Genomic DNA, 12113 nt, shown 5'->3' on the forward strand with positions numbered 1-12113 from the left:
CTAGTGGAAAGAACTTTTTTGATGATTAAGCCTGACGGTGTTCAACGTGGCCTCATTGGAGAAATTATGTCTCGCTTTGAGCGTAAAGGGCTTCAATTGGTTGCAGCCAAGTTTATGACCGTGAGCAACGAGCTGGCACAAAAGCATTACGAGGAGCATGAAGGCAAGCCTTTTTATGAGCCGCTTCTGGATTTTATTACGTCTGGCCCCGTATTTGCGATGGTGTGGCAAGGCGATAACGTCATTGCGCTAACCCGCGCTTTAATTGGCAAGACGAATGCAGTGGATGCGCTTCCAGGCACCATTCGCTCTGATTTTGCTGTACATACGAATTATAATTTGATTCATGGCTCCGATTCTCCCGAAAATGCCGTGCGGGAAATTTCCATTTTCTTCACTCCTGAACAGCTTGTGGAATACGAACAAACGATGCAGCGCTGGGTTTAGCCAGCTGCAATACAAACGGAGGCTGAAGGCTTAATGACGGACGATCGGGATTTTGCAACGTTTATCCAGAAGATGAGAGATAAGACCAACATTGATTTATCGCAATATAAGGAAGCGCAAATGAAACGCAGGCTCACGACGCTGCGCATGAAGCATGGATTCCAGACATTCGATGAATACTGGAGAAAGCTGGAGAATGACCGTACTTTGATGAATGAATTTCTCGACCGGATGACGATTAACGTCTCGGAGTTTTGGCGTAACCCGAACCGGTGGGAAGTGCTGAAAAATCAGTTTTTTCCGGAAATGCTGAAAAATAACAGCCGATTGAAAATTTGGAGCGCAGCGTGTTCGACGGGCGAGGAGCCTTATACGCTGGCGATGATTTTGACGGAGATTGGTGCCATTGGCAAATCGTCGATTTTGGCGACGGATCTTGATAATATCGTGCTGCAAAAGGCGCAGGAAGGCATTTATTTAGAGCGTTCGCTTAAGGATGTGCCGCCAGCGTTCCGTCAAAAATATTTTGCTCCAGATCATGGAGCTTTTGCCGTCTCGAACGATTTGAAAAAATCGATCCAATTCAAGCAGCAAAATATGCTTCATGATACGTTTGACAGCGGATTCGACCTCATTGTTTGCCGCAATGTTATGATTTATTTTACCGAGGATGCGAAGCGCATTTTGTACCACAAGTTTGCAAAAGCTTTGAAGCCGGGCGGCATTTTGTTCGTCGGCAGCACGGAGCAGATTTTTTCGCCAGCCCAGTATGGCTTTGATACGGCGGATACGTTCTTTTACAGAAAAACGAGCAATTAATGTATATCGGCTTCCTTGTTCTCCTATACTAGTGGTAGTCAACACCATTTGGAGGCGGAACGAAAGATGGATAAACGCAAAGTGATTCAAGCCTATAAGCTTGGCATTATATCGATTCAAGAGTGCGCGCAGATTTTGGGACTGGACAGCGGGCAATTGCCTGGATTATTGAAAGCCCAGCAATTCGCTTCCGACTATGCGGATTCGCAGAGCAAGCGCACGGTGAATAGCTAAGGGATGGCCCATAGAAGGTCATCGTTTGAAAAAAAGCAGGATCAGGCGCCATACCAGGCTACTGATCCTGCTTTTTTTACATCTAGGCAAGGATATAATTTTTCCATCCTTTCTCTATATGTCTCGGACTGAAACGCGCCGCTAAAGGACGGCGACAGCCGTTTACGCTTGAGATAAAAAAGCGGTTTGGGCGCGGATTGGCGGTGCGCATTTCTTGTCAAACCCGCAAGGCTGTACTATAATGAGCAAAGATGTTTAGGGTAGCTGATGATAGCATGCGCCTAATAATCAGCCAAATGCGCACGCTTGCAGCGCTCCAGGCCATATTAGGTTGTTTGCGTTGAAGGAGGAGCTTTAGGTTGAGTTTACGTTATTTGACAGCGGGGGAAACACATGGTCCCCAATTGACCGCCATTATTGAGGGTCTTCCTAGTAATTTAACTATTGATTTTGAGGAGATTAATTTTCAGCTTCACCGTCGCCAGAAAGGCCATGGCCGCGGTCGTCGCATGCAAATTGAGAAGGATACGGCGAACATTGTCGGTGGCGTTCGTCATGGTCGGACGACTGGCGCTCCTGTAGCGCTAATTGTTGAGAACAATGACTGGAAGCATTGGACGAGCGTAATGAACATCGCCCCGATTGAAGGCGGAGATGAAGAGAAGCGCCGGGTACACCGTCCGCGTCCTGGACATGCGGATTTGAACGGCGGCTTGAAATATAATTTGAAGGATCTTCGCAACGTACTGGAGCGTTCCAGTGCCCGCGAGACAGCAGCACGCGTAGCGGTTGGCGCGGTTGCACGCCAGCTTCTTGCTGAATTCGGCATTAAAGTGGGCGGACAGGTTATCCGTATTGGCGAAATCGAAGCGCCGGCGAACCAATTGCCGCTGGATGAGCTTATTCGCATTACGGAAGAATCGCCTGTACGCGTCGTTGATAAAGAAACGGAAGAGAAGATGACCGCTTACATTGACCAAATTAAAGCCGAAGGCGATTCCATCGGCGGCGTGGTCGAGTGCATTATTGAAGGCGTGCCAATTGGGCTTGGAAGCCATGTGCAATGGGACCGCAAGCTGGATGCGCGCATCGCGGGCGCTGTCGTTTCCATTAATGCCTTCAAAGGCTGTGAAATTGGCATCGGCTTTGAAGCAGCGAAGCTGCGCGGCTCGCAGGTGCATGACGAGATTTTGTACACCGCGCAGGAAGGCTATACGAGAGCGACGAACCGTCTGGGCGGATTCGAGGGCGGTATGACCAATGGCGAGCAAATCGTCGTCCGCGGCGTAATGAAGCCGATTCCAACGCTTTACAAGCCGCTTCGCAGCGTGGACATTGACACGAAGGAGCCGTTCACGGCGCAAGTCGAACGTTCCGATAGCTGTGCAGTTCCGGCAGCGAGCGTAGTTATGGAGCATGTTGTCGCTTTTGAAGTAGCGAAAGCATTTCTTGAGAAGTTCGGCGGCGATTCCATTGAGGAAATCCGCTCGAACCTGAATCAATACCTTGAGCAAATAGGCAGGTACTAAGGAATGAGAGAGCTAACGGTTGATTTAGGCGAACGCTCTTATCCGATCTATATTGGGGAGGGTCTCCTGCAGGAGGCTCCCTCTTTTTTCGAAAAGCACGGCATTAGCAAAAAATCGCCGCTGCTAATCATCTCCGATGATAAAGTGGCGCCCCATTATTTGGAGCCGCTTGCAAACACGCTAAGCGCAGCGGGCTTCCAGCCGTCCACAGCAATCGTGCCGTCAGGTGAAAGCTCGAAGTCTTTGGCGATGCTGGAAGATTTGGTCACGCATGCGCTTAAAGCAGGGCTTGACCGCAAATCGGCGATCGTAGCTCTTGGCGGCGGCGTAGTTGGCGATTTGGCGGGTTTCGTAGCAGCGTCTTATATGCGTGGCGTAAAGTTCATTCAAATTCCGACGACAATTTTGGCGCATGACAGCAGCGTTGGCGGCAAAGTGGCTGTCAACCACCCGCTGGCGAAAAATATTATCGGCGCTTTCCATCAACCGGAAATGGTGCTGTATGATTTGAACACGCTTCAGACGCTTCCGCCGCGCGACGTTCGTTCAGGCTTGTCGGAAGTGGTCAAACACGGCTTTATCTGGGACGACGCTTTCGTGCAGTGGTGCGATGAAAACTCCGAGCGCCTGCTCGCGCTTGATCCAGAAGCACTCGGCTATGCCTTGTATAAGGGCTGCAGTGTAAAAGCGGCAGTCGTATCCAAGGATGAGCGGGAAAATGACCTGCGTGCGATTTTGAATTTGGGCCATACGATTGGTCATGCGCTGGAGGCTGTGGCTGGCTATGGCGAGCTGCTTCATGGCGAGGCGATTTCGATAGGCATGATTGGCTCGGCCAAGCTAGGACTGCGTTATGGAGCGCCTGAGGACGTCTATACAACAACGAAGCGAGTGCTTGCTAAATGCGGGCTTCCGGTGAAGCTGCCGGAGCACTTTGACGTGGACGCGATTATGGAAGCGATGATGCATGACAAAAAGTTCAGCGAAAGCACAATGATTTTCGTGGTTCCGACGGCGATCGGCGAAGTGGAAATCAAGAAAGATGTACCGGCGTCATGGGTTCGGGAAATCGTGGAGGAATTGAAACAGGAGGCCGAGTAATATGAGCGTTAGGGGAATTCGCGGGGCAATTACCGTTGATACAAACGAGAAAGAGCCTATTTTAAAAGCAACACTTGAAATGCTGCATGCGATTGTCGCAGACAATGACGTTCAGCCTGACGATATTTGCAGCGTATTTATTACGGTGACGAATGATTTGGATGATGCTTTTCCGGCTGTGGCTATTCGCCAAATGAGCGGTTGGGAGCTTGTTCCACTCATGTGCGCGCTGGAAGTGCCCGTTAAGGGAAGCCTTGCCCGCTGCATTAGGCTGATGGTTACCGTAAATACGGACAAAACGCAAGCCGAGATTAAACATGTGTACTTGGGAGGAGCCCAAGTGCTTCGTCCAGATTTAACGCAATCCTAATCTAATTGACGATCAGGCACAAGATGTTGTATATTGGATGAAGTAAATGAGACTAGTTGAGAAGCAAGTGAGCAGGTTTGAGTTGAAATTAGATGAGCAGAGCAGAGACGAGCATAGCCAAGTTGCGAATATAAAGTCTATAGAGCAGAGTGCGTGATGTTGAAATAAAGATGATGTATAAGTTTAGCACTTATAATCATATTCTATTTCGTTGCCGGAAGAGCCTATCCATCCTTTCAGATGGCGACAGCTGTGTTCCATTGCGTATGTTTGTACAAGATGCTGCTATAGGTTTATTTGTTGGCTAGCCTTTACTTTTTTGTCCTCATCTTAAATCAGCGCCCCTGCCTTGGCAGGGGCTTTTTATTTTGAATGTGACTACACATATCGAGAAGGGGGACGTAACGATGAATAGTGAATTACAGCAAGTGGTCAAGCTCTCTGAGGAATACAATCTCATTCCAATCGTTCGTTATATGATGGCGGATACGGAGACGCCGATTCGGCTGTTTCAGCATTTTGCCAAGGAAAAGCATGCATTTCTGCTTGAAAGTGTAGAGGGCGGCGTGAAATGGGCGCGGTATTCGTTCATTGGAACCGATCCGTTTATGATGCTGTACGGCAAAAACGGCGAAATGATTTTTGAGAAAAATGGTGAAAAAATCAGCTTCGACGATAAGCCGCTAAGCTTGCTGAAGGATCATCTTCGTTACTATCGCAGTCCGGCGATGTCCCATCTTCCACCATTTACGGGCGGGGCTATCGGGTTTTTCGGCTATGATTTGCTGCAATATTATGAGAAGCTCCCACCCCACCGGATAGATGATTTGGAAATGAATGATTTGCAGTTTATGTTCTGCGATCAAGTCATCGTCTTCGACCACTTCAAGCAGCAGCTGCAAATTATCGGCAATGTGCATGTGCCGAAGGAGACGACGCAGACGGGCATCGTTCAGTCTTACGGCGTCGAGGAGGCATACAACGCAGCAGTTGCCAAAATCGAAGCGACGGTCGAGCGCCTGCAGCAGCAGGTGAAGATTCCGGTGCCAATCGGTGCTGGCGTGCCGACTATGCCTGAGGTTGGCGATGTGCAGTCCAATTTGACGAAGGAGCAGTTCATCGCCAATGTCGACAAAGCGAAGGAGTACATTCGCGCCGGCGATATTTTCCAGGTGGTGCTGTCCCAGCGCTTCAGCATTGAGACGGATGTTGATCCGCTGCATGTGTACCGCGTACTTCGCACGATGAACCCTTCACCATACATGTATTATTTGAAAATGGGTGAAGAGGTAATTGTTGGAACGTCGCCGGAGGCGCTCGTTAAAGTAGATGGCAGCAAGGTGGAAACCCGTCCAATTGCCGGAACGCGCCCTCGCGGCAAAACGCCGGAGGAGGATCTTGCGCTGGAGCAGGATTTGCTGGCAGACGAGAAGGAGCGCGCGGAGCATCTGATGCTCGTTGACTTGGGCCGCAACGACATCGGCCGTGTATCCGAGTTCGGCTCGGTGAAATGCGATTCCTTTATGGAAATCGAACGTTATTCCCACGTTATGCATATCGTCTCGAATGTGACGGGCAAGCTGCGGGAGGACAAGGATTTTTACGATGCATTCCTCTCCTGTCTTCCTGCTGGAACCGTATCCGGCGCACCGAAGCTGCGGGCGATGGAAATTATTGCAGAGCTTGAAAATGAAGCTCGCGGCGCTTACGCTGGAGCGATTGGTTACTTAGGCTTCGGCGGTACGCTCGACACCTGCATCACGATTCGCACGATCATTTTCAAAAATGGCAAAGCCTACGTGCAGAGCGGGGCAGGCATCGTCTGGGATTCCGTTCCGGAAAGCGAATATACCGAAACGGTGAATAAAGCGAAAGCGCTGCTGACGGCCATTCGGGCCGCTGAGCAGCTGTTCGGCAAGCCTGGAGACGCTCGCGACCAGAGCTTCAATGCCATCAATAGCGATTATTACATCAAAGCAGGGGAGGGTTTCGTACAATGACAAGCAGCCTGACACCGATTACGATGCAAAGCGCGTTAACCAAATTAATCGGCAGCGAGCATTTGTCACGGGAAGAAGCCCGCTCCGTCATGGATATTATTATGAGCGGGGAAGCAACGCCGGTTCAAATTGCAGGCGTCGTGACCGCGCTGCGCATGAAAGGCGAGACGAAGGACGAAATTACAGGCTTTGCCCAGGCGATGCGGGCGCATTCGAGCCATGTGCAGACCGAGCAGGAAGGGCTGCTGGATACATGCGGCACAGGCGGCTCCGGCATTCATAAGTTCAATATTTCAACGTCGTCCGCGATTATTGCGGCTGCAGCTGGCATTCGCGTAGCCAAGCATGGCAATCGCGCAATGTCGGGCAAAGCGGGCAGCGCGGACGTGCTGGAGGCGCTGGGCGTCCAAATTACGCTGACACCTGAGCAGGCGGAGGAATGCTTGAAGCAAGTGGGCATCTGCTTCATGTTCGCGCAGCTGTACCATCCATCGCTTCGCCACGCTTCTGTTCCACGTAAAGAGCTGGGCATTCGGACGATTTTTAATATGCTGGGTCCATTGACTAACCCGGCAGGGGCAGATCGACAGCTGATCGGCTTGTATGATGCTAAGAAGACGGACACCGTTGCTTCGGTGCTGGGAGAGCTTGGCGTCAAGCGCGCGATGGTCGTCAGCAGCAATGACGGGCTGGATGAAATCAGCATTTCGGCAGCGACTAGAGTGTCGGAGCTTCTGAATGGCGAGGTTCGCACGTATGAAATTACGCCGGAGGAGCTAGGCTTGACCCGCTATCCGATTAGCGAGGTGCTGGGGGGCGATCCTGCGGCCAATGCGTCTATCATTCGCGGCATATTCAGCGGCGAGCAGCGCGGTGCTTATCGCGATATCGTGCTTGCGAATGCAGGAGCTTGCATTTATGTGGGCGGAGCTGCTGCGAGCTTGACAGATGGTGTTAAAATTGCGGCGGATATGATTGATTCCGGATTAGCCGAGCAAAAGCTGCTGGGCCTGATTCAAACGACAGGAGAGCTGACCCATGTTTTTGGATAAAATCGTAGTAACGAAGCGCGAAGAGGTAGAAGCGCTGTCCGCCACTTTCCAATTAGCGGAATATGAGCGGACGATTGCCGAGCTTGCTCCATGCCGCGGCTTTGAGCGTGCATTGACTGTGGGCCGCAAGCGCTCGGTTGGACTCATTGCCGAGGTGAAAAAAGCTTCGCCGTCTAAAGGGCTGATTCGCCCTGAATTTCATCCGGCGGAGCTGGCAGCTGCGTATGAGCAGGCCGGAGCGGATTGTATTTCCGTGCTGACGGACCAGCAATATTTTCAAGGGGCCAATGCGTATTTGACGCTCGTCAAGGATACGGTCGGCATTCCGCTGCTTCGCAAGGACTTCATTATTGATTACCGCCAAGTGTATGAGGCGAGAGTCATTGGCGCGGATGCGATTTTGCTCATTGCGGCGATATTGACTAAGCAGCAAATGGCGGAGCTGTATGATACGGCAACGGCGCTTGGCATGGATGTGCTGGTCGAGGTGCATAACCGCGAGGAGCTGGAGACGGTGCTAGAGCTGAATAAAGCGACGCTTATCGGGGTCAACAATCGCGATCTGAAAAGCTTTGTCACCGATTTGCGTACAACGGAGCAGTTGATCGGCTTGATGCCGCAAGGTGTGACCGTGATTAGCGAGAGCGGCATTGCTGGCCCGGCAGATATGGATTATTTGCAAGGCGTTGGCGCGCAGGGCGTTCTCATTGGCGAACATTTTATGCGCCAACCCGATGCTGGCCAGGCTATTATCGATTTGATGGGGCCGGTGAGCCGCTAGTGCAGACGCAGACGACTCCTCGGATCAAAATTTGCGGCCTCAAAACTGCTGAGACGATTCAGCAAATGGACGGGCTGCCGTTCCATGACATTGGATTTGTATTTGCACCTAGCAAGCGTCAAGTGCTGCCTGCGCAAGCAGCGGAGCTGATTGAGGCTGTACATGGCTTGAAGGCGGCAGAAGGGCTGCGTCCCCAAACCGTCGGCGTATTCGTGAACCCTACGCTTACGGAGCTTCGCGAGACGCTCGCTATCGCTTCGCTTGATGTGGTGCAGCTGCATGGCAGCGAAACGCCTGCTTTTTGCCAAGCGGTCCGCGAGCAATTTGCGGTGAAGGTGTGGAAGGTATTTTCTATACGAAATGAAACGGTTGTTCAGTCTGAGGAGGACACAGGCACGGGAGCTGACAAGGGTACTGCCGATCATGCTAATGTGAATGAGGCAGCAGTCCGCCTTGCTCCATTTAACGGAAAAATTGATGCTGTGCTGATCGACACGGCCGGGGGCGGAACGGGCAAAGCGTTCAACTGGCAAGTTATTGATGACTACCAGGCTGCGGCAGCGCAGCTGAATGTGCCGCTTTATGTAGCGGGCGGTCTGAACCCGGACAATGTACATGAATTGTTAGCTGCGCATGCTCCGAGTGGTCTTGATGTGTCCAGCGGAGTAGAGACGGACGGCGTTAAAGATATCGAGAAAATTAGATTATTCGTCAGAAAGGTGATGCAACGATGAACCGAGTACCGGATGAAAATGGTCGTTTCGGCAAGTTTGGCGGCCGTTATGTTCCCGAGACGTTGATGAACGCTCTGCTTGAGCTGGAGGAAGCGTACAACCGCCATTCCAAGGATGAATCATTTCAAGAGGAAATCCGCAATTTGCTGCATAAGTATTCGGGAAGACCTACCTCGCTCTATTATGCAGAACGCCTGAGCGAGCAGCTTGGCGGCGCTAAAATTTATTTGAAGCGCGAGGATTTAAACCATACAGGCGCCCACAAGATCAATAATACAATCGGTCAGGGCATTCTGGCGAAACGCATGGGCAAAACGAAAATTATTGCCGAAACCGGCGCAGGCCAGCACGGCGTTGCTTCGGCGACGATTGCAGCTTTGCTTGGACTGGAATGCAAAGTATTTATGGGCGAGGAAGATATGAAGCGCCAGCAGCTCAACGTATTCCGCATGCAGTTGCTTGGGGCGGAAGTTGTTCCCGTTCTTTCGGGAACGCGCACGCTTAAGGATGCCTGTAATGAAACGCTGCGCTACTGGGTTAGCCATGTAGACGATACGTATTATATTTTGGGTTCGGCGACAGGGCCGCATCCCTATCCGATGATCGTCCGCGATTTTCAGCGGATTATCGGCGACGAATCGCGCAAGCAAATTGTGGCAGAAGAAGGACGTCTGCCGGATTATGTAGTAGCAGCGGTTGGCGGCGGCAGCAATGCAATCGGTATTTTCTACCCGTTCATTGAAGATGCGGATGTGCGTTTGATTGGCGTAGAAGCAGCGGGACGTGGAGTAGAGACAGAGGAGCATGCGGCTACGATGACGAAAGGCCGTCATGGCGTATTCCAAGGCTCGCTGAGCTATGTGCTGCAGGATGATAACGGACAAGTGCTGCCTGCGCATTCGATTTCGGCTGGTCTCGACTATCCGGGCATTGGCCCTGAGCATTCCTATTTGAAGGATTCGGGCCGTGCGGAATATTTCCCGATTACCGATGACGAGGCGATGGATGCCTTGCAATTGCTGTCGCGGACAGAAGGCATCATTCCGGCGCTTGAGTCGGCACATGCGATTGCCCAGACGGTCAAGCTGGCTCCAACGCTTGCTAAAGATAAAATTATCGTTGTCAGCCTGTCGGGGCGCGGCGATAAAGATGTAGAGACGATTATGAGCAAGCTGGGAGGCGCAGTCGATGAATCTCATTGATACGGTATTTGCAAAGCTACGTGAGGAGAAGCGTACCGCGCTAATCCCTTTTTTGACAGTAGGCGATCCTGACTTGAAAACGTCGCTGGCGATTATTAAGCAGCTGGAGGAGTCCGGCGCCGATCTAATCGAGCTGGGCGTTCCTTATTCTGATCCGCTCGCCGATGGTCCCGTTATTCAACGGGCATCCGAGCGTGCTTTGAGAAGCAGCATTACGCTGCGCGACTGCATTGAAGCTGCGGCGCAAGCGCGCGAAGCTGGCGTGAAGCTGCCATTCATATTGTTTACTTATTTTAATCCGGTGCTCCAATTCGGTTTGGAAGCTTTTATGGAGCTGGTCAAAAATAAAGAAATCAGCGGTCTAATCATTCCCGACCTGCCCATCGAAGAGGATGCCGAGGTTCGCCAGCTGGCGGAAGCGGCAGGCATTCATCTCATTCCGCTCGTAGCTCCGACCTCCAAGGATCGCGTCGTGCGTATTTCGCAAAAAGCTAAAGGCTTCGTGTATTGCGTCTCCTCGCTGGGCGTAACGGGCGTGCGGGCAGAATTCCACAGCGGGATCGACGATTTCCTTGCTACCGTGCGGGAAGCGACCGATCTGCCGATCGCAGTTGGCTTCGGCATTTCGAGCCGTGAGCAAGTTGAGCGATTCTCGAAGCAATGCGACGGCGTTGTCGTTGGCAGCGCGATCGTACGCAAAATTGAAGAATCCATTCCGCTGCTCGAAGAGGAGAGCACTCGCGCAGAAGGCTTGAAGCAGATCGGCGAGTTTGTAGCCGCGCTGAAGGGCTAGGGCATATTTAACCCCTTATGGGAGGCATAGTTTAAGAGGTGCAGAATACGAGCGTATTCTGCACCTCTTTTTTTAAAATTTAGGAAAGGATATGCATGTTCTCCTCCTTTCTCTATACGTTTCGCCAAACCGATGGCGTCTAATAGAAAGGATGCCGCCAGAGGACGGCGAAAGCCGTTTACGCTTGTGTCATCTCAAAAATAAGATTGATTATACATAAATAATGACATATACTAGCATTAGACCGACCGACGGTCTATAGAGAGGAGCGACTAAGCGGACGATGCGTATACTGAAAGACCCGGAAGAACGCAAAAATGAAATTTTAGATACAGCAGAAATGCTTTTTTATACAAAGGGCTACAATAAAACGACAATCAATGACATCCTTCAGGAGATTGGCATTGCGAAGGGGACGTTTTATTATTACTTTAAGTCCAAAGAGGAAGTTATGGATGCGATCATTATGCGGATCGTCGCAGTGGATGTGGCCGCTGCAAGGGACATAGCCTCTAACCCGGAGCTGCCGACCTTGGTCAAATTATTTCAAATTTTGATGGCTCAGAAGCCTAAGCATGGTGACCGTAAGGAACAGCTGCTTGAGCAATTCCATCAGGTCGGCAATGCAGAAATGCATCAGAAAAGCCTCGTGCAGACAATTATTCACTTGACGCCAGTGTTAACAGCAGTCATTGAGCAAGGCATTGAGGAGCATATTTTTCAAACCGAATTTCCGCAGGAGACGGTGGAATTTTTAATCGTATCCTCCACTTTTCTGTTCGATGAAGGTTTATTCGAATGGCAGCCAGCGGAAATCATCCAGAAGGCGAAAGCTTTTATTCATGTGATGGAAACGACGCTAGGCGCGAAAAAAGGCAGCTTTGATTTTATTTTTGAAATGCTGACGAACGGGGAATGACCTGATTTATTGCCGAACCCGAGTCCCGCCTTGCAGGCGAGCTGTTAGCGTGCCCAGTATTCCGAAACCGCCAAATGGCGGGGGACAGTTGGATGCTGGCTTATTTTTTTGAACTTAATAGACTGACGGTCA

At 51.1% G+C, this 12113-nt stretch carries 13 protein-coding genes; all 13 read left to right on the plus strand.

Annotated elements, in window-relative coordinates:
* The first annotated feature begins 3 nt into the window (after positions 1-3).
* The 13 genes from ndk to BBD42_RS22420 all read left to right on the plus strand — a co-directional run bounded on the left by ndk (position 4) and on the right by BBD42_RS22420 (position 11981).
* On the plus strand, positions 4-447 hold the full coding sequence (ndk, locus tag BBD42_RS22365; RefSeq protein WP_056028796.1) for a nucleoside-diphosphate kinase: 444 nt from the start codon (positions 4-6) through the stop codon (positions 445-447).
* A gap of 33 nt (positions 448-480) precedes the next feature.
* Positions 481-1266: a CheR family methyltransferase gene (locus tag BBD42_RS22370; protein ID WP_056028794.1), complete on the plus strand. Its 786-nt coding sequence runs from the start codon at positions 481-483 to the stop codon at positions 1264-1266.
* 66 nt (positions 1267-1332) lie between these two features.
* The gene (locus BBD42_RS31590; protein WP_150131589.1) at positions 1333-1500 is read left to right on the plus strand and encodes a hypothetical protein; all 168 of its coding nucleotides are present in this window, start codon (positions 1333-1335) and stop codon (positions 1498-1500) included.
* A 359-nt stretch (positions 1501-1859) separates the two neighbouring features.
* A complete protein-coding gene (aroC, locus tag BBD42_RS22375) occupies positions 1860-3029 on the plus strand; it encodes a chorismate synthase (protein WP_056028792.1) in 1170 nt (389 codons plus the stop codon).
* Positions 3030-3032: 3 nt separating this feature from the next.
* The gene (gene aroB, locus BBD42_RS22380; RefSeq protein WP_099519936.1) at positions 3033-4130 is read left to right on the plus strand and encodes a 3-dehydroquinate synthase; all 1098 of its coding nucleotides are present in this window, start codon (positions 3033-3035) and stop codon (positions 4128-4130) included.
* Between the two features lies 1 nt (position 4131).
* Positions 4132-4500, plus strand: a complete 369-nt coding sequence (aroH, locus tag BBD42_RS22385) for a chorismate mutase (RefSeq protein WP_099519937.1) — start codon at positions 4132-4134, stop codon at positions 4498-4500.
* 407 nt (positions 4501-4907) lie between these two features.
* Positions 4908-6500: an anthranilate synthase component I gene (gene trpE, locus BBD42_RS22390; RefSeq protein ID WP_056028786.1), complete on the plus strand. Its 1593-nt coding sequence runs from the start codon at positions 4908-4910 to the stop codon at positions 6498-6500.
* On the plus strand, positions 6497-7552 hold the full coding sequence (gene trpD, locus BBD42_RS22395; RefSeq protein WP_099519938.1) for an anthranilate phosphoribosyltransferase: 1056 nt from the start codon (positions 6497-6499) through the stop codon (positions 7550-7552). Before trpE ends, trpD begins: the two co-directional genes overlap by 4 nt.
* Positions 7539-8333, plus strand: coding sequence for an indole-3-glycerol phosphate synthase TrpC (gene trpC, locus BBD42_RS22400; protein ID WP_099519939.1), 795 nt, complete (start codon positions 7539-7541; stop codon positions 8331-8333). Before trpD ends, trpC begins: the two co-directional genes overlap by 14 nt.
* Positions 8333-9067, plus strand: coding sequence for a phosphoribosylanthranilate isomerase (locus tag BBD42_RS22405; RefSeq protein WP_348272573.1), 735 nt, complete (start codon positions 8333-8335; stop codon positions 9065-9067). Before trpC ends, BBD42_RS22405 begins: the two co-directional genes overlap by 1 nt.
* Entirely contained in the window at positions 9064-10269 is a 1206-nt protein-coding gene (gene trpB / locus BBD42_RS22410) for a tryptophan synthase subunit beta (RefSeq protein WP_099519940.1), read from the plus strand. The genes BBD42_RS22405 and trpB overlap by 4 nt, the downstream gene beginning before the upstream one ends.
* On the plus strand, positions 10256-11062 hold the full coding sequence (gene trpA, locus BBD42_RS22415; protein ID WP_099519941.1) for a tryptophan synthase subunit alpha: 807 nt from the start codon (positions 10256-10258) through the stop codon (positions 11060-11062). Before trpB ends, trpA begins: the two co-directional genes overlap by 14 nt.
* Positions 11063-11345: 283 nt before the next feature.
* Positions 11346-11981 carry a TetR/AcrR family transcriptional regulator gene (locus BBD42_RS22420; protein WP_099519942.1) on the plus strand — a complete coding sequence of 212 codons (636 nt, stop codon included), beginning with the start codon at positions 11346-11348 and terminating at the stop codon, positions 11979-11981.
* The last annotated feature ends 132 nt before the right edge of the window (positions 11982-12113 follow it).

Origin of the sequence: Paenibacillus sp. BIHB 4019 (genome assembly GCF_002741035.1) — a bacterium.
GTDB lineage: Bacteria > Bacillota > Bacilli > Paenibacillales > Paenibacillaceae > Pristimantibacillus.

What these genes read in the sequence shown, in the direction of transcription:
- aroB (WP_099519936.1), top strand. Translation starts at nt 3,033, where the DNA reads ATGAGAGAGCTAACGGTTGATTTAGGCGAACGCTCTTATCCGATCTAT.
- trpA (WP_099519941.1), top strand. Translation starts at nt 10,256, where the DNA reads ATGAATCTCATTGATACGGTATTTGCAAAGCTACGTGAGGAGAAGCGT.
- trpE (WP_056028786.1), top strand. Translation starts at nt 4,908, where the DNA reads ATGAATAGTGAATTACAGCAAGTGGTCAAGCTCTCTGAGGAATACAAT.
- BBD42_RS31590 (WP_150131589.1), top strand. Translation starts at nt 1,333, where the DNA reads ATGGATAAACGCAAAGTGATTCAAGCCTATAAGCTTGGCATTATATCG.
- aroH (WP_099519937.1), top strand. Translation starts at nt 4,132, where the DNA reads ATGAGCGTTAGGGGAATTCGCGGGGCAATTACCGTTGATACAAACGAG.
- trpD (WP_099519938.1), top strand. Translation starts at nt 6,497, where the DNA reads ATGACAAGCAGCCTGACACCGATTACGATGCAAAGCGCGTTAACCAAA.
- BBD42_RS22420 (WP_099519942.1), top strand. Translation starts at nt 11,346, where the DNA reads ATGCGTATACTGAAAGACCCGGAAGAACGCAAAAATGAAATTTTAGAT.
- trpC (WP_099519939.1), top strand. Translation starts at nt 7,539, where the DNA reads ATGTTTTTGGATAAAATCGTAGTAACGAAGCGCGAAGAGGTAGAAGCG.
- BBD42_RS22370 (WP_056028794.1), top strand. Translation starts at nt 481, where the DNA reads ATGACGGACGATCGGGATTTTGCAACGTTTATCCAGAAGATGAGAGAT.
- trpB (WP_099519940.1), top strand. Translation starts at nt 9,064, where the DNA reads ATGAACCGAGTACCGGATGAAAATGGTCGTTTCGGCAAGTTTGGCGGC.